Origin of the sequence: Devosia sp. UYZn731, assembly GCF_040546795.1 — a bacterium.
Taxonomy (GTDB): Bacteria; Pseudomonadota; Alphaproteobacteria; order Rhizobiales; family Devosiaceae; genus Devosia.
In genome coordinates this window covers 59,487-75,632 of sequence record NZ_JBEPOL010000006.1, presented here as the reverse complement: position 1 = coordinate 75,632, position 16,146 = coordinate 59,487, and the positions used below count along the sequence as shown (strand labels likewise).

Genomic DNA, 16,146 nt, shown 5'->3' with positions numbered 1-16,146 from the left:
GTTCTGTACATTGGGGCGTAAACGGCGGAAGACTGGTGTTGGCGTCGGCATCACAATGAGCCGCGCTTCTAGCCAAGCCATCATTGTTTGATTATGAGCAATCATCGGCGCCCAGCCGCGAGAGAGACGTAACCCATGATCGTCCAGGCTATCCGTTCGGCGCTGTTCTATGTCCTGTTCATCGGACAGACCATTTTGGTCGCCGTCACCATCGGCACCATCGCGCTGTTTGCGGGCCGCACCACATTTGGCTGGGAGCTGGCCAAATACTGGTGCCGCTCCAACCTGCAAATGCTGCGCTGGGTGGTGGGCATGCGCACCAAGGTGTCGGGGCTGGAAAACATCCCCGAGGGCGGCTGCATCATCGCCGCCAAGCACCAGAGCGACTGGGACGTGTTCGCCATCTTCCCGCATGCCGTGCGCCCCGCCTATATCGTCAAGAAGGAATTGATGCGCATTCCCTTCTTCGGCTGGGCCGCCCGCTCGCTCGATTGCATCGAAGTCGATCGCCGCAAGGGCGCCCAGGCCGTCCCCGAAATGATGCGCCAGGCCCATGCGGCCGTCGAACGCGGCTGCCGCATCGTCATTTTCCCCGAAGGCACCCGCAAGGCGCCGCTGGCACCGGCCGACTACAAATACGGCATTGCCCGCCTCTATGCCGAACTCAAGGTGCCGGTGGTGCCGGTGGCGCTCAATTCGGGCCTGTTCTGGGGCCGCAATAGCCTCGTCATCTGGCCGGGCCTGGGCGAGTGCGAATTCCTGCCGGCGATCGAAGCGGGTCTGGCGCCCGACGTCTTCCTCGACCGGCTCAAGACCGCTATCGAAACCGAATCGGACAAGCTCATCCTCGGCGCCATCGACAAGGGTCTCGACCGCCCCATCGACGCCAAACTGGGCGCCGCCATCGCTGCCCGCAAGCAGGCACGCAGCCCCGCCTGACCCTATATATTGACGCCAGGGCCGAACGCCGCCATAGATATAGACATCAATTGGAATGCCGCTTGACGGCTTTCCATTTTTGTTCTACCTTTGTTCCTCGTTGGGACGAGAGGGGATGGGAAATGATGGCATTCAGCGAACTGCGGCTTAAGCAATCCGGCTTTGCCCGCGTCGTCACCTGGCTGGGCCGGTCCGGCCGCTCCTACGGGTTGGCCGGCGAAAGCCTCGACCGTTTCGCCATGACCGAAAATGACCTCTATCTCATCGCCAAGGGCGGCAATGCCCTCTGGGTCGGCTCGACCCATGATCTGGTGGGCGACCCCCTGAGCCGCACGCGCTTCCGTCTGGCGCTCGACTGCGCCGACCGCGTCTTCCGCCTCGTCACCCCCAGCGCCGACAGCGAACGGCTGAGCACGATCTGGGACCTCGAAGGCGCCGAACCCGTGCAGGAGCGTTCGGCGGCGTAATTAGGCGGCGGCGGACGGTCAATCCGGCTAGATTTTCTCTATCTGGATTGTCCTGCTCACCCTGCCAACCACACTTCCCCCCACCCACCGCCCTTCCCGCGGGCTTGACCCGCGGGCCGTTCGCAGCCCGGCACATGTGGGGAGTGATCCGCGGATCAAGTCCGCGGGCAGGATCGCGAGGGGGGATGGACCGGCGCAGACCGGAAAGTCAATCTGGCCAGATTTTCTCTATCTGGATTTCCCACTCACCCCGCCAACCACACTTTCCCCCACCCACCGTCCTTCCCGCGGGCTTGACCCGCGGGCCTCTCGCAACCTGGCACGCGTGGAGAGTGACCCGCGGGTCGAGCCCGCGGGCAGATCGGTGGGTGGGTGGGATGGATGGTGGATGGAAGACGGATTGGTGGATTTGATAAGCACCGAGTTAGGCCGCCACATCCCGCGCCAGTAGCTTGGCCAGCGCCATGATCTGCCGGTCATCGATCCCAAGCTGCTGCAACCCGCGCGCGGTATTCAGCACATAATCCACATTGTTACCCGACTCGCCAACGCCACCGCGCACGATGGCCAGTTGATGCTCCAGACTCAGATTGCGCGCATATTGCACATGCCGCTCATCGACCATGAAGGTCAGCGCCAGCACGGCGCGCCCATCCGCCAGCCGCACCGGCCGCGTCGCCTCGCGATAGACGCCATTGCCCTTTTCGCGCGCCAGCAGATAGGCCCGCACGGCCCCCCAATCGCCATCCGCAACCTCGAACATCATACCCCGGCAAGACCCGCCCCGCGTCAGTCCGAACACCAGCCCCGGCCGCTGCGGCGTGCCACGATGGTCCTGCGAATAGACCGACAGGCTGCGATGGGCGCCGTACAGCATTCCCTGCTGGGCCGAAATGTGGGCGAACCCGGGGTTCCAGATCAGCGAACCGTACCCGAAAACCCAGTGGGTGATTGTCGCGTTCATTGTCTCAAGCATGGTCATCAACCCAACAGAATCTACGGACATTGCTGCCTTCCGGCAATCGCCCGCCTGCATAGCGACCCTGCCCCAGCATCACGACCCGGTTTTCCCATCTGCCGCCCTTTAGCCCAAGCCCTTGCGAGGATAGAACAAAGCCATGAAACGAATCATTGCTCTCTTCATCGCTATCGTCGTCGTCGTCGCCCTGTGGTCGGGCGCCTGGCTGTTCCTGTCCGGCGAGGTGCGCAAGAACGTTTTGGCGCTGGCCGATGCCGATGGCGTCACCGCGCCGCGCCTCACCTGCGACACGCTCAATGTCTCGGGCTTCCCATTCCGGTTTGACGTCGATTGCGCCAAGGCGCAGGTGCTCGATGGCGACCTGGTCGTGGATATTGCCGGATTGCGCGCCAGCGTGCTGGTCTATCGGCCGACCCATCTGATGGCGTCGGCGCTGGCCCCGGTCAAAATCGAGGACACCTTCACCGGCTCGCAAAGCACGCTCAATTTCAAGACGCTCGAAGCCAGCGCGCGTACCGATGGCTGGCAAATTGCCCGCATCGCGCTCAATGGCACCGAGGTGAACTGGAGCGACACTCTGATGGGGGACAACCTCATCGCCAAGAGCGCCATGATCGACCTGCAGCTGGGCGATATTCCCGAGCAACACGATGCCGCCAAGGGCCTCGCGGCCCTGGCCGGTTATTTCCAGGCCAAGGACTTGGTGGCGCCCGGCTTCACCATCGCCAATGGCAATGCCGAAATCGAGGTCGAGGTGAATGGCCTGCCCGACGATGTGCGGCTATTGGCGGAACCAGATGCGCTGATCAACTGGCGCGCCGCCGGCGGCCAGCTCAAGCTGGTCTCCGCCCACGCCACCGATGGCGACAGCGACCTCAAGGCCAACGGCAATCTGGCGCTCGACCCGCAGGGCCTGCTGGACGGGCAGATCGACATCAATTCCACCAAGGTGGCCGAGCGCCTCGAGCCCTACCTGATCGAGCCCTACCGCACGTTGGTGCTGGGCAATCCGGCGCCGGACGGCAGCCACGCGAACGTGCTCAACTTCCGCGGCGGCAACATCTATTCGGGCCTCTTGCCGATCGCCTCGGTGCCACCACTGTTCTAGGCGTCGTCGCCGCCACCATGCTCGCGCACGAAGACCGGCGCTGTGGGCGGCGGCGTCGCCTCGTGCGGCCGTCCGAAATCGGCGGCGGCGGTTTCCTGCCCGGCGCTGATGATCGAACGGCGGATGGCGCGGGTGCGGGTGAACATGGCTTCCAGCGCCGGACCGTCGCCGGTCCGCACCGCGCGCTGCAGCACTGACAAATCTTCGGAAAACCGTCCCAGCATTTCGAGGACTGCATCACGGTTGGTGAGGAAAACGTCGCGCCACATCACCGGATCGGATGCGGCGATGCGGGTGAAATCGCGAAAGCCCGAGGCCGAGAACTTGATGACTTCCGACTGCGTCGCCGCCTCCAGATCGGCAACGGTACCGACGATATTGTAGGCCACGAGGTGAGGGATATGGCTGGTAATGGCCAGCACCATATCGTGGTGGCTGGCTTCCATGGTCTCGACATGGCTGCCCATGGCTTCCCAGAACTGCACGAGTTTTTCGACCTGCGCGGCATCCACCTCAGGACCCGGCGTCAACACGCACCAGCGCCCGGCGAACAATTCGGCAAAGCCCGCCGATGGCCCCGAATGCTCGGTGCCGGCGATCGGGTGGCCCGGAATGAGGCTCACCCCGGCTGGCACCAGCGGCGCCAACACGTTGACCACATGCTGCTTGACAGAGCCGACATCGGACAAGATCGCGCCGGGCGCCAAAGAGGAGGCGATGGCCTGCATCACGCTCTCATAGGCGCCAACGGGCGTGCAGAGGATCACCAGGTCCGCCCCGCGCACCGCCTCGGCCGCGTCGAGCGTGTAAAGATCGCCCAGCCCCAGTTCGCGCGCTTCCTCCAGCGTTTCGGCCTTGCGGGTGGAAATGGCGATCACCTCGGCCAGGCCCTGCCGGCGCGCGGCCAGGGCGATGGAGGAGCCGATCAGGCCGATGCCGATCAGCGCGAGTTTGCGAAATTTTACGCTCATGCCACAACCCGATTCTTGAGAACTTCGACCACGCCGCGCATCGCGGCCTCGCTACCGATGGAGATGCGCAAGCCATCCGCAATGCCGTAGGACGTCCCGACCTGCCGCACGATCAGCCCCGCATTCCATAGCGCTTCGAAGGCCGCCTCGGCTTCGGCAGGGCTGGGAAACAGCACCAGGATGAAATTGGCCTGGCTCTGCACCACGCGCAACTGGTTGGAGCTCAATTGCCCTGTGATCCACTCGCGCCAGCGCGCATTGTGCTGCCGCAGCCGTTCGGTGAATTCGACATCGCGCGTCGCGGCGGCGCCCGCCAGTTGCGCCGGCAGGTTGACGTTGAACGGCCCGCGAATGCGGTTGATGGCATCCACCACATGGTCCGGCCCATACATCCAGCCGATCCGCGCCGCCGCCAACCCCATCTTGGAGAAGGTCCGCACCATGACGACATTGTCGGCGGCATCGACCAGTTCGATCCCCACCGAATAATCCGCCGCCGTCACATATTCCGCATAGGCGCTGTCGATGACCAGCAAGATGTCCGGCCGCAAGCCGGCATGCAGCCGCGCCACTTCGGCCGAGGTGAGGTACGTGCCAGTCGGATTGTTGGGATTGGCCAGGAACACCATCTTGGTGCGCTCGGTCACGGCAGCGAGCAGGCTGTCGACGTTGGCGGTGTAGTCCACCTCCGGCGCCATGATGATCTTGGCACCCGTCGCCAAGGTGATGATCGGATAGACCGAGAACCCGTATTGGTTCATTACCGCTTCGTCGCCCTGCCCCAGATAGGTCTGGGCCAGCAGGTGCAGCAAATCGTCCGAGCCATTGCCGCAAACGATGCGCTCGGGATCGAGCCCGTGCACTTCGCCCAGCGCTACGCGCAGGATTTTCGAGGAACCCTCGGGATAGATATCGAGGTGATCGGCCACCGACGCAAACGCCGCGATCGCCTTGGGCGAAGCGCCGAGCGGGCTTTCGTTGGACGACAGTTTGATCACCTTGCTCCCCGGCGCGCCGGCCTTGCCGGGCACGTAGGGGGCGATATCGAGAATGCCGGGCTGCGGCTGTGGACGGTCGGACATGGAAAACTACCGGCTGGAAACCGGGCGGACCATAATCAAACCGAGCGTCTAAGGCAAAGCCTGCCTGCGTCAATCCTCGGTGTCGCGGCCGAACAGCTTGCGCAATTCGTCCTTGGCGTCATCGAGCACCTTTTTCTGGCTCGCAGGCAGGTTCCTGCCGGCGCGGTTCATATAAAAGGTCAGCATCGACATTGCCGACTGGTAGGGCTCGGATTTACGCCGATGGCTCGCCTCCGCCGAATGCTTCAGCGAGCGGGCGATGGCCTTGGGATCGTGCCCTTCGAACACGCCCTCTTCGAGATCCATCGCGTCGCTATGTTCGGTCACGTCCTGCGACCATTTCTTTGCAGTGGCCATTTTCGCCTCCATGGAAGGCGGGAAAAACTCGCCACCGCGCCGAAGGTTGCCACATGTTACCCCGACCGAGCCGTTGCCGTGCTCAGTCCCGGTACGCGCACGAAACGTTCCTCGCGCTTGCGACGGGGAACGGCCGGAAACGCTTCCTTGCGCGCCACGACGCAGATCACCCCCGACATGGCCGGCCCCAACAGCCGTCCGGCACCTTCGAAGAACCGCGTCGATTTGAGCACCAGCGAGGACTGGAACGGCGGCAGGAACAGCCCGTCACGCCAGCCTTCGGGCACAAAACTATGATCGCGCAGCAGGCGCTCCAATTGCCCCGCCGAATACGGATTGCCGGTGCCGAACGGGGTATTGTCGCGCTGCGCCCAGATGCCGCGCCGCCGCGGCACGACGATGATCAGGCGACCATTCGGCGCCGTCACCCGCCACAGTTCGCGCATCAGCTCTTCGGCGTCGGCGATATGCTCGAGCGCATGGACCGCGATGGTCAGGTCAATCGCGGCATCTGTCAGCGGCATTTCCATCGGGTCGCACAAGACCGTGCGCGACGGCCCCTCGCGCGGCCACGACGATGCCCCCTGTCGCGCCGGCATGAAGGCCAGCACGCGTTCGGCGCGATCCAGTGTAAACCGCAGATACGGCGTGGCAAACCCCAGCCCCAGCACGCGCTGCCCGCGCACGTCGCCCGCCAGGCCCATGATCTGCTCGCGCACCAGCGTGCGCGAAATCCGCCCCAATGGGGATTTGTAATAGTCGATCAGGCGCACGACATCACTGCTCATGAAATCGACTGTGCCAAAGGCTCACCCACTTGTCTAATGCGCCATTGCCATGTCAGGTCCGCCTGCGTGGCTTTCAAGGCACGCGAACAGCATAGGAGCATAACCATGGCATTGATCGTCGACGTGTTCGAGGCGCGCAGCGATAATTACGGCTATCTGGCCCACGACACCGCCACCGGCCGCACCGCCGCCATCGACGCCCCCGAAGCCGGCCCGATCAAGAATGCCCTGCTGCATCGTGGGTGGACGCTGAGCGATATCTTTATCACCCATCATCATGTCGACCATGTCGAAGCCATTCCCGAACTGAAGGCCGAGTTTGGCGTCACCGTCACCGGTCCGCGCGCCGAAGCCGACAAGATCGAAGGGCTCGACGTGCTGGTCGCCGCCGGCGAGACGCTGATGCTGGGCGAAACCAAGTTCGACATTTTTCACGCGCCCGGCCACACGCTGGGTCACATCGTGTTCTACGACGCGGCAGGCGGGCACCTGTTCACCGGCGACGCGCTGTTCTCGCTCGGCGTCGGCCGCATGTTCGAAGGCACGCCCGGTCCCATGTGGGAGGGCGTCAAGGCCCTTCGCGAGCTGCCCGACGCCACGCTGATCTATTGCGGGCACGAATATAGCGCCAGCAACGCCAAGTTCGCCCTGTCGATCGATCCGGACAATGCGGCGCTGCAGGCCCGTGCCGCCGAAATCACCGAACTGCGCAAAGCCACCCGCTTCACCATCCCGGCTTTGCTTGGCACCGAGAAACTCGCCAATCCGTTCCTGCGGGCGGACGATCCCGGCATTGCGCAGCACTACGGGCTGGAGGGCGCGCCGCCAACCGAGGTGTTCGCGGCGATCCGCAAGGGCAAGGATACGTTCTAGCTCGGTGGCCTGACGGCCGCATCCATCACCCTCATTCCCTCCCCACAAGGGGGAGGGAGGCTTGGTCTGTGGCTCGCTGGCCTTTGAGCCAACCCGGTACCTCAGCAGAGATGAGGATGCGCAGCCTGCGTCTCCCTCCCCTTGTGGGGAGGGATTGAGGGTGGGGGTCCGTCGGGCACTCAATATAGCCTCGCCCACCCAACCGTGATTCACTTCGCCACGGTAAAACCTTAACAAATCGTTTACGTCTGGCACGCCGCTTGCCACTTATTGGTCAGTAGCGCGTTGAATTGTCCAACAATGGCACAGTTCGACCCATTTCGGGACAGGCAGGCGAACGTGACCGATTTTGACACCCAGAACCGTCCCGCTTCGGCACCGGGCCTGCCCATGGTGATAGAGGCGTCCGCCCCGCGCCCGTCCCTGCGCCGCAGCCAAACCACCGCGGCCTTTGTCAGCCAGCTTTTGGCGGCGCGGGAAAACCTCACGCCGCAGCGCCAGCGCCGACGTGGAACCGTCGAGGGCGCGCTCGGCGCCTACAACGCCGGCGCCAATATTACCGTGGTGCGGATGCCCGTGGGGTATCGGAAGACGGTCGTCGTCTGACGGGCCCACGCTCGCGACGCACAGCATAAAATCCAAGCCATCCCAACCACCGGCCTTCCCGCGGACTTGATCCGCGGGCCTCCATCAGCATGGCACAAGCGGCCAATGGCCCGCGGGTCAAGCCCGCGGGAAGAAAGGGAGAGTCAATGGCGAACCAGTTTGAGCAGCAAAACGCGGGCTCTAACGCCCGGCGGGTGGCTTTAGGCCTAATTACCCATCGTCACGTCTCTGCCGGCGCCGGTGATCGACACCGCAAAACCCGCCACTACGTCGATCAGGCTCATCACCATGAGCAGGAAAAACACCGAGCTGGCTGCCGCGCCGATCAAAAGGAATTCGATCAGGAACAGCACGAAGACCACCATCGAGAGCATATGCTCGACGATCGATGAGGTGCCGGTGCGGGTCGATTTCAGGATTTCGATAAAGAGACAGACTAGCGCCACCACCAGCAGGAAGTCGCCAGCCGTCACCGCCCATGGGGTGCCCGACACCATGGGAACCGAAAACAGGCCATTGTGCCACGACGCCGGATTGCCGCCGAAAAACGGCAGGAAGGCGAAGATGTTGTAGAGCACGAAGGGCACGATCAGCAGGGGCGGAATGAATGGCCCCTTGCGATGCTGCACGCGGCCGCTATTGGGCGCAACATAAACGGTCTCGGTCATCGCAACTCTCCCTGATACGGGCGCACCATGCCAGAGCCAGGGGCGGGCGGGAAGCCCGCCCGTCGGAGTTTTACTTCTTCAACTTGAGTGGCCCGACCATCTGCTCGGGCTTTACTTCGGCGTCGAATTCCTCGCCGGTCAAGAGGCCCAAAGCGATGGCTTCCTCGCGCAGCGTGGTGCCGTGCTTGTGTGCCGTCTTGGCGATCTTGGCGGCGTTGTCGTAGCCAATCTTGCGGTTGAGCGCCGTCACCAGCATCAGCGACTTGTCGACCAGTTCCTTGATGCGGGCACGGTCCGGCTCGATGCCGATGGCGCAGTTATCGTTGAAGCTGCGCGCCGAATCCGCCAGCAGCCGCACCGACTGCAGGAAATTGTAGGCGATCACCGGCTTGAACACGTTGAGCTCGAAATTGCCCTGGCTGGCGGCAAACCCGATCGCCGCATCATTGCCCATTACCTGCACCGCCACCATGGTCATGGCTTCGGACTGGGTCGGATTGACCTTGCCGGGCATGATCGAAGAACCGGGCTCGTTCTCGGGAATGGTCAATTCCCCAAGGCCCGAACGGGGGCCCGAGGCCAGCCAGCGCACGTCGTTGGCAATCTTCATCAGCGCGGCGGCCAGCTGCTTGAGCGCGCCCGAGGTTCCCACGAACGCGTCATGACCGGCCATGACCGCATACTTGTTCGGCGCGGTGATAAAATCCTGGCCGGTCAGCTTGGCGATCTCGGCGGCGACGGTCACGCCATAGTCGGGATGGGCGTTGAGCCCGGTGCCGACGGCGGTGCCGCCCAAAGCCAGCTCCTTGAGCTGCGGCAGCGTCACCTTGATCGCCTTGACGGCCAATTCGATCTGCGCCACCCAGCCGCTCATTTCCTGGCCCAGCGTCAGCGGCGTCGCGTCCTGCAAATGGGTGCGCCCGATCTTGACCACATCCATGAATTCCTCGGACTTGGACTGCAGCGTCGCGCGCAGCTTTTCCACGCGCGGAAACAGGTAATTCTCCAGCGCCTCGACCGCCGCGATATGCATGGCCGTGGGATAGGTATCGTTGGACGACTGGCTCATATTGACGTGGTCGTTGGGATGCACGGGCTTCTTGGAGCCCATCGTGCCACCCGCCATCTCGATGGCGCGGTTGGAGATGACCTCGTTGACATTCATGTTGGACTGGGTGCCCGAACCGGTCTGCCACACGACGAGGGGGAAGTGATCTTCCAGCTTGCCCGAGATGACTTCGTCGGCGGCCGCCACAATCAGGTCGCGCGTTGCCTCGTCCATCAGCCCAAGCTTGTGATTGGCCAAAGCCGCGGCCTTCTTGAGGATGCCGAACGCCCGGATGATTTCCTTGGGCATCTTTTCGCCGCCGATATCGAAATTGGCCAGGCTCCGTGCCGTCTGCGCGCCGTAATACTTGGCGGACGGCACATTGATGGTGCCCATCGAATCCGATTCAACGCGCATGGTCATGGAAATCTCCGAATCTGAACCGGGCCGGGCTTAGGCCGACAACAGCAATATGGCAAGTCTCGGCCGCCCCCGCGGCACAGCAAAACGGCCGATCCCTGGTGGGACCGGCCGCATGCAAATCTTCAAACCGGGCGCAAACGCGCCGGCTTATTTCTTGACGTCGAGGATCTGCCGGCCGCGATACATGCCGGTCTTGAGATCGACGTGATGCGGACGACGCAGCTCGCCAGAATCCTTGTCTTCGATATAGGAAGCTGGGGAAAGCGCATCGTGCGAGCGGCGGAAGCCGCGCTTCATCGGCGAGGTCTTTCGTTTTGGCACTGCCATGGTCGGTACTCCGAATTCAATATCGTTGCGCCGCCGAAAGCGGCCCAGAGACGTTAAGCTCTGTAGGGATTGGCGCCGTCTATAGAGGAGAAAGCCGGGCTTGGCTAGAGCCTTTTGCAGGCTGCGTCACAGCGCCAGCCTGCCGTTTTCGCCGACGCAATCGGCCCGTTCTCCATACTGGTCGACCCGGTCCTCGATGACCGCCGCAATGCGCCGCTGATTGGCCGATGGGCGGCCCGGCAATCGCAGCATTGGATTGGGCAGTGCCGTGGTCAGGAGGGCTGCAGTAGAAGCCCTCAACTGGCTGGGTTCGATGCCGAATGCCGCTTCGGCGCCAGCCGCCACGCCGAATTGCCCGCCGGGACCCCATTCGGCGATATTGAGGTAGATTTCCATGATCCGCTGCTTGGGCAACACCAGGTCGACATAGAGCGCCAGCGGGATTTCCAGCCCCTTGCGGATATAGCTTTCGCCATTCCACAGGAACAGGTTGCGCGCCACCTGCATGGTGATGGTGGAGGCCCCACGCACCGGCCGTCCGGCGAACAGGTCCGTGACTTCATCGCGTAGCGCCGCAAAATCCACGCCCCAGTGGCGGCAGAACTGGCCGTCTTCGGAGAGGATAACCGAGGCCTTGAGGCGGTCCGAAATCTGCCCGATATCGCGCCATTGCCGGATTACCGGCTGGCCGGTGACATAGCGCTGCAGCATCGGCACGGAAATGGGATCGACGGCAAGATAGACCGGCGTCAGCACCACCGGAATGGCGACCAGCACGACGACGAGCCGCGCCAACCAGCGCACCGCCCCCCACATGCCCCCCGATTTCCGTCTCCGCGCCATAGCTTTGCAATAGCTGGAGGGTCCCACGAAATCCAGTGTCCGCCCGCGTGGCGCCATCTTGCCCCCATTCACCCGAACCGATAGCAACATCCCATGTACGATTTTGCCGCCGACATTGCCGACTGCGCCCTTGCCGTCGAAACGGCGCTGGACAAATTCCTGACCGCCGAGCGCCTGTCCGGCCCGGGTCCCGCCGCCGACCGGCTGGTGGCCGCCATGCGCCACGGGAGCCTCAATGGCGGCAAGCGCCTGCGCCCGCTGCTGGTGCGCCAGGCCGGGGCCATTTTTGGCGTGCCCGCCAGCCAGTCGCTGATTGCCGGACTCGCGGTCGAGGCGGTGCATTGTTATTCGCTGATCCACGACGACCTGCCGGCGATGGACGATGACGACCTGCGTCGCGGCCGGCCCACGGTGCACAAGGCCTATGACGACGCCACCGCGATCCTGGCCGGCGATAGCCTTCTGACCCATGCCTTTGGCCTGCTGGCCAGCCCCGATTGCCATCCCGATCCGGCCATTCGCATTGCACTGGTCACCGAGCTGGTAGCCGGCAGCGGCGCCGGCGGCATGGCGGGCGGGCAGATGCGCGACATCGAGGGCGAACGCGGCGGCTTTTCCGGAGACGACATCGCCATCATGCAAGCGATGAAGACCGGCGCCCTGATCCGCGCCAGCGTCCGCATTGGCGCTATTTTGGGCGGCGCCGATGCCCGCGCCCTCTCCGCGCTCACTGCCTATGCGGAAGCGGCCGGCCGCGCCTTCCAGCTTGCCGACGACCTGCTCGACGTGACCGCCACGCAAGAGGCCATGGGCAAGGCCACCGGCAAGGACGCCGCCAAGGGCAAGCAGACCCTCGTCGCCCGCATCGGCGTCGATGAAGCCCGCCAGCATCTTGCAGCCATCATCAACGACGCGCTTTCGGCGCTGCGCACTTTTGGCCCCAAGGCCGATGGGTTGCGCGCCACCGCCCGCTATTTCGGCAGCCGGGAGAATTGAGCGTGCCCAGCCTGCTCAGCGTCAATATCGGCAAGCCCCAGCCCATTCCGGGCTTAAAGGCACCGACCGGCATCTTCAAGCAGCCGGTTGCCGGCCCGGTCGCGATCACCCCGCTGGAAGTGGCTGGCGATGCCATCATCGACCGCCGCCACCACGGCGGACGCGACCAGGCGGTCTACCTCTATTTTGCCGACGACTATGACTGGTGGAGCGGCCAGCTTGGCCAAATCATCGCGCCCGGCACTTTTGGGGAAAACCTCACCATCGGCGGCGTAGCCGGCCAGGCCGTCGCCATCGGCGATCGCTTCACGCTTGGCGATGTGGTGCTCGAAGTCACCTATCACCGCACGCCCTGCATGACCCTCGCCGCGCGCATGGGCGACAAGGGTTTCGTCAAGCGCTTTGCCCGCGCCCTCCGCCCCGGCGCCTATTGCCGCGTGATCACGCCCGGCATGGTCGAAGCCGGCATGGCCGTTATCTACACGCCTTTTGCCGGCGAGCGGGTCACCGTCACCGAACTGATGGCGCTCGATGGCGTGCGCGACCTCGACCCTGCCTTCATGCGGCGGGCGCTTGCGACGCCGATCCGCGACAAGACGCGCGTCAAATACGAAGAGCGCCTCAACCAATTATTCTGAGAGACCCGATGAGCCTGGATTCCGTCAAAGCCGACCTCGCCATTCGCGCCCCCGACCTGTCGGTGCTCGAAACCGAGAGCTCGACCGCCACGGTGGACACGGCCGCTGCCGTGCATGGGGTCGAGCCCGGCCAGATCGCCAAGACCCTCTGCATCCGCGTCGGTGGCGAGGTGATGCTGCTGGTAACCCGTGGCGATGCGCGGCTGGACAACCAGAAATCCAAAGCCGCCTTGGGCGGCCGTCCGCGCATGCTGGGTGCCGAGGAGGTCGAGCAATTGACCAGCCACAAGGTCGGCGGCGTCTGCCCCTTTGGCCTGCCGGCGCCGCTACCGATCCATCTGGATACCTCGCTCAAAGTCTATGACATCGTCATTCCCGCCGGCGGCTCCACCCACGCCTCGGTTCGGCTGACGGTAGATCGGCTGGCGGCCCTGTGCGGCAACAAATGGGTCGATGCCTGCCAGCCGCCGCGTCTTGAGGAACAAGCATCATGATCATGGCCCTGCTGATCGTCGTCAGCCTCATCAACGTGCTGGTCGCAACAGGCTTCTCGCTGGCCGGGGTGTTCTTCCCCGGTTTCATAGTCAGGGACGGAGAGGGCTCGCACACGGCAAAAGTGTTCGCGCTCTACGGCGTCGCGCGCTCGGTGCCGCTGCTGCTGATAGTGCTGTGGGCGGCATTCCGCGCCGATCTCGCGGCTCTGATCTGGCTGGGCCTACTGGCCGGGATCATCCAGCTCGCCGATGCCGCAGTGGGCACGCAGACCGGGGACAAGCTGAAAGTCTGGGGACCGCTTGGGCTGGGCGTGGTTCAGTTGGTCGTCGCGTTGCTGGCATTCTGGTTCGGCGCCTAGTCGCGCGCGGCAAAAGCCGACGGCGCAGTCCGCGCTGTCCAGCCCGCAATCACCCGATCGACATTGTCGTCGGCATTCTGCTCGGCGGAAATCTCCAGATCGTAGCGCAGGCCGCGATGGATTGTGTTGAAGTCCTGCTCCGCGCTGCCAACGGGGCGATCGCCGCGCGCCTGCTCCCGCCGGACAAGCTCGGGCAGCGAGCAATGCACGCCGACGAAAAACACATCGAACGGCGCCAGCAGTGCGATCAAGTCGTCATGCCAGCCCGGCGTATCGAGGATATGTTCGACAATCAGATTATTGCCCGCATGGGCATAGGCGGCCAGCGACTGGTGGAACCCATCGAAGAACGGGCGCCGCATATCGCGCCAGTTGAACTCGCCGCTCTTGATGCGCGCCGATGGCAGCACGCCCGCGTCGCGCAGATGGTCGATGGAAATATGCCAGAACGGCTGGTCGATTTTCGCCTGCACGCCGCGCGCCAGCGTCGATTTCCCGCTGCTCGACGCGCCATGGATGAAAATAATGCTGGCAGGACGATCCATGCGGCTAGGCCGCCGGAGCTGGGGCCGGAACGACCGGCATGCACATGGCAACGGCCTCGTCGATGTCTTCGGGCGCATCCGAACACCGCGGCAGGCTGGCGCTGAGCACGAATACCGCGACGAACGACGCCACGGCCACCACGCCACCGGCCGTGATCAGGGTTCTGGCGATGCGGAACCGGGGATCCTCAAAGGCGCCCTGAACGCGAGATAGAACGTTTTTTGGTCGCCCCGCGCCGGTCGTTGGCTCTCGCCCGGAGGAGCGACCGGCCAGTATCGCCAGCAGCACGGCGCCAACCGCGAAGCAGACGACACTTGCCAGCATGACGCCGTTCAGAAGATTGACAATGAGCATGCCTATTCCGCCGCGACTTTGTCGCCGGTGCCGAACTTCTTCTCGATATAATCCGCCACCATCACCTTGAACTGGTCGGCCACATCGGCGCCGCGCAGGGTGGCGACCTTCTGGCCATCGACGAACACCGGCGCGGCTGGCGTCTCGCCGGTGCCGGGCAGGGAAATGCCGATATTGGCGTGCTTGCTCTCGCCCGGCCCGTTGACGATGCAGCCCATCACCGCCACCGACAGCGTTTCGACGCCAGGATAGCGCTCCTTCCATTCGGGCATCGAGGACGACAGGTGATCCTGGATATCCTTGGCCAGATGCTGGAACGTATCCGACGTGGTGCGCCCGCAGCCAGGGCAGGCCGCCACCACCGGCAGGAACTGGCGGAAGCCCATGGTCTGCAGCAGTTCCTGCGCCACCTTGACCTCGGTGGTGCGATCGCCACCCGGCTCGGGCGTCAGCGAAATGCGGATCGTGTCGCCAATGCCCTGCTGCAGCAGGATGCCCATGGCGGCCGAGGAGGCGACGACGCCCTTGGTGCCCATGCCGGCCTCGGTCAGCCCTAGATGCAGCGCGTAATCGCACCGTGCCGACAGGTCCTGATAGACGGCGATCAGGTGCTGGACGTCCGACACCTTGGTCGAGAGGATGATCTTGTCGCGGCCCATGCCGAGTTCCTCGGCGCGCTGCGCCGAGAGCAGCGCCGACTGGATGATCGCCTCGCGTTGCACGGCGGCGGCCGAAATCGGCGTGGCCGAGACGGCGTTTTCGTCCATCAACTTGGTCAGCAGTTCCTCGTCGAGCGAACCCCAGTTCACCCCGATGCGCACCGGCTTGTTGTAGCGGTTGGCGATCTCGATCAGCGTCGAGAATTGCGTATCGCGCTTAGCCTTGAAGCCCACATTGCCCGGATTGATGCGGTATTTCGCCAGCGCCTCGGCACAGGCAGGGTGATCGGTGAGCAGCTTGTGGCCGATATAATGAAAGTCGCCGACCAGCGGCACGTCATAGCCCATGAAGGCCAGGCGATCGCGAATGATCGGCACGGCGGCCGCGCTTTCGTCGCGATCCACCGTGATGCGCACGATTTCCGAGCCGGCCCGCGCCAGTTGCATGACCTGCTTCACCGTCGCGTCGATATCGGCGGTATCGGTATTGGTCATCGATTGCACGACGACCGGCGCACCGCCGCCGACCATGACGCCGCCGACATCCACCCCTACCGATTGCCTGCGTTCTGTCGGGCCAGCCATGACATACCTCTGAGTTCCGAGGGAGAAATAAGCCTA

General features: G+C 63.9%; 21 protein-coding genes. 9 read left to right on the top strand and 12 right to left on the bottom strand.

The window, feature by feature from the left end:
* The first annotated feature begins 135 nt into the window (after nt 1-135).
* Nucleotides 136-939, top strand: a complete 804-nt coding sequence (locus ABIB57_RS15565; RefSeq protein WP_354042018.1) for a lysophospholipid acyltransferase family protein — start codon at nt 136-138, stop codon at nt 937-939.
* 122 nt (nt 940-1,061) lie between these two features.
* The gene (locus ABIB57_RS15560) at nt 1,062-1,406 is read left to right on the top strand and encodes a hypothetical protein (protein ID WP_354042016.1); all 345 of its coding nucleotides are present in this window, start codon (nt 1,062-1,064) and stop codon (nt 1,404-1,406) included.
* A gap of 424 nt (nt 1,407-1,830) precedes the next feature.
* Here the strand turns inward: ABIB57_RS15560 and ABIB57_RS15555 are convergent, their stop codons facing one another.
* Nucleotides 1,831-2,412, bottom strand: coding sequence for a gamma-glutamylcyclotransferase (locus ABIB57_RS15555; protein WP_354042015.1), 582 nt, complete (start codon nt 2,410-2,412; stop codon nt 1,831-1,833).
* A 112-nt stretch (nt 2,413-2,524) separates the two neighbouring features.
* Here ABIB57_RS15555 and ABIB57_RS15550 point away from each other — a divergent pair, with 112 nt between their 5' ends.
* Nucleotides 2,525-3,493 carry a DUF2125 domain-containing protein gene (locus ABIB57_RS15550; RefSeq protein WP_354042013.1) on the top strand — a complete coding sequence of 323 codons (969 nt, stop codon included), beginning with the start codon at nt 2,525-2,527 and terminating at the stop codon, nt 3,491-3,493.
* On the opposite strand, the gene ABIB57_RS15545 is transcribed toward ABIB57_RS15550, so the two are convergent.
* From ABIB57_RS15545 to ABIB57_RS15530, 4 genes are all read right to left on the bottom strand, one after another.
* Nucleotides 3,490-4,464, bottom strand: coding sequence for a prephenate/arogenate dehydrogenase family protein (locus ABIB57_RS15545; RefSeq protein ID WP_354042012.1), 975 nt, complete (start codon nt 4,462-4,464; stop codon nt 3,490-3,492). The two genes, ABIB57_RS15550 and ABIB57_RS15545, sit on opposite strands and share 4 nt — an antisense overlap.
* Nucleotides 4,461-5,546 carry a histidinol-phosphate transaminase gene (gene hisC, locus ABIB57_RS15540; protein WP_354042011.1) on the bottom strand — a complete coding sequence of 362 codons (1,086 nt, stop codon included), beginning with the start codon at nt 5,544-5,546 and terminating at the stop codon, nt 4,461-4,463. The genes ABIB57_RS15545 and hisC overlap by 4 nt, the downstream gene beginning before the upstream one ends.
* A gap of 69 nt (nt 5,547-5,615) precedes the next feature.
* Entirely contained in the window at nt 5,616-5,903 is a 288-nt protein-coding gene (locus tag ABIB57_RS15535; protein ID WP_354042009.1) for a DUF3175 domain-containing protein, read from the bottom strand.
* A 56-nt stretch (nt 5,904-5,959) separates the two neighbouring features.
* Nucleotides 5,960-6,691 carry a class I SAM-dependent methyltransferase gene (locus ABIB57_RS15530; protein ID WP_354042008.1) on the bottom strand — a complete coding sequence of 244 codons (732 nt, stop codon included), beginning with the start codon at nt 6,689-6,691 and terminating at the stop codon, nt 5,960-5,962.
* 105 nt (nt 6,692-6,796) lie between these two features.
* On the opposite strand from ABIB57_RS15530, the gene gloB reads away from it, so the two are divergent.
* Together gloB and ABIB57_RS15520 are read left to right on the top strand one after the other, a co-directional pair.
* Nucleotides 6,797-7,564, top strand: a complete 768-nt coding sequence (gene gloB, locus ABIB57_RS15525; RefSeq protein WP_354042006.1) for a hydroxyacylglutathione hydrolase — start codon at nt 6,797-6,799, stop codon at nt 7,562-7,564.
* Between the two features lie 300 nt (nt 7,565-7,864).
* Nucleotides 7,865-8,170 carry a hypothetical protein gene (locus ABIB57_RS15520; RefSeq protein WP_354042005.1) on the top strand — a complete coding sequence of 102 codons (306 nt, stop codon included), beginning with the start codon at nt 7,865-7,867 and terminating at the stop codon, nt 8,168-8,170.
* 206 nt (nt 8,171-8,376) lie between these two features.
* Here the strand turns inward: ABIB57_RS15520 and ABIB57_RS15515 are convergent, their stop codons facing one another.
* From ABIB57_RS15515 to ABIB57_RS15500, 4 genes are all read right to left on the bottom strand, one after another.
* Nucleotides 8,377-8,838, bottom strand: a complete 462-nt coding sequence (locus ABIB57_RS15515; RefSeq protein WP_354042004.1) for a hypothetical protein — start codon at nt 8,836-8,838, stop codon at nt 8,377-8,379.
* Between the two features lie 70 nt (nt 8,839-8,908).
* Entirely contained in the window at nt 8,909-10,309 is a 1,401-nt protein-coding gene (fumC, locus tag ABIB57_RS15510; protein WP_354042002.1) for a class II fumarate hydratase, read from the bottom strand.
* Between the two features lie 147 nt (nt 10,310-10,456).
* Complete coding sequence (gene rpmF / locus ABIB57_RS15505) at nt 10,457-10,636, bottom strand: 50S ribosomal protein L32 (protein ID WP_354042001.1); 180 nt, start codon at nt 10,634-10,636, stop codon at nt 10,457-10,459.
* Nucleotides 10,637-10,762: 126 nt separating this feature from the next.
* Nucleotides 10,763-11,452, bottom strand: coding sequence for a biosynthetic peptidoglycan transglycosylase (locus ABIB57_RS15500; RefSeq protein ID WP_354042000.1), 690 nt, complete (start codon nt 11,450-11,452; stop codon nt 10,763-10,765).
* A 120-nt stretch (nt 11,453-11,572) separates the two neighbouring features.
* Between ABIB57_RS15500 and ABIB57_RS15495 the strand changes: the two genes are divergently transcribed.
* From ABIB57_RS15495 to ABIB57_RS15480, 4 genes are read left to right on the top strand one after another with little or no spacing between them, the layout of a single operon-like run.
* Nucleotides 11,573-12,475 carry a polyprenyl synthetase family protein gene (locus ABIB57_RS15495; RefSeq protein ID WP_354041999.1) on the top strand — a complete coding sequence of 301 codons (903 nt, stop codon included), beginning with the start codon at nt 11,573-11,575 and terminating at the stop codon, nt 12,473-12,475.
* Between the two features lie 2 nt (nt 12,476-12,477).
* A complete protein-coding gene (locus ABIB57_RS15490; protein ID WP_354041997.1) occupies nt 12,478-13,113 on the top strand; it encodes an MOSC domain-containing protein in 636 nt (211 codons plus the stop codon).
* Nucleotides 13,114-13,121: 8 nt separating this feature from the next.
* The gene (locus tag ABIB57_RS15485; RefSeq protein WP_354041996.1) at nt 13,122-13,607 is read left to right on the top strand and encodes a YbaK/EbsC family protein; all 486 of its coding nucleotides are present in this window, start codon (nt 13,122-13,124) and stop codon (nt 13,605-13,607) included.
* Nucleotides 13,604-13,966, top strand: coding sequence for a hypothetical protein (locus tag ABIB57_RS15480; RefSeq protein WP_354041994.1), 363 nt, complete (start codon nt 13,604-13,606; stop codon nt 13,964-13,966). The genes ABIB57_RS15485 and ABIB57_RS15480 overlap by 4 nt, the downstream gene beginning before the upstream one ends.
* Here ABIB57_RS15480 and ABIB57_RS15475 read toward each other — a convergent pair.
* From ABIB57_RS15475 to ispG, 3 genes are read right to left on the bottom strand one after another with little or no spacing between them, the layout of a single operon-like run.
* Nucleotides 13,963-14,511, bottom strand: coding sequence for a chloramphenicol phosphotransferase CPT family protein (locus ABIB57_RS15475; RefSeq protein ID WP_354041993.1), 549 nt, complete (start codon nt 14,509-14,511; stop codon nt 13,963-13,965). The two genes, ABIB57_RS15480 and ABIB57_RS15475, sit on opposite strands and share 4 nt — an antisense overlap.
* A 4-nt stretch (nt 14,512-14,515) precedes the next feature.
* Nucleotides 14,516-14,866, bottom strand: a complete 351-nt coding sequence (locus tag ABIB57_RS15470; RefSeq protein ID WP_354041991.1) for a hypothetical protein — start codon at nt 14,864-14,866, stop codon at nt 14,516-14,518.
* 2 nt (nt 14,867-14,868) lie between these two features.
* The gene (gene ispG / locus ABIB57_RS15465; protein ID WP_354041990.1) at nt 14,869-16,110 is read right to left on the bottom strand and encodes a flavodoxin-dependent (E)-4-hydroxy-3-methylbut-2-enyl-diphosphate synthase; all 1,242 of its coding nucleotides are present in this window, start codon (nt 16,108-16,110) and stop codon (nt 14,869-14,871) included.
* Between the last annotated feature and the right edge of the window lie 36 nt (nt 16,111-16,146).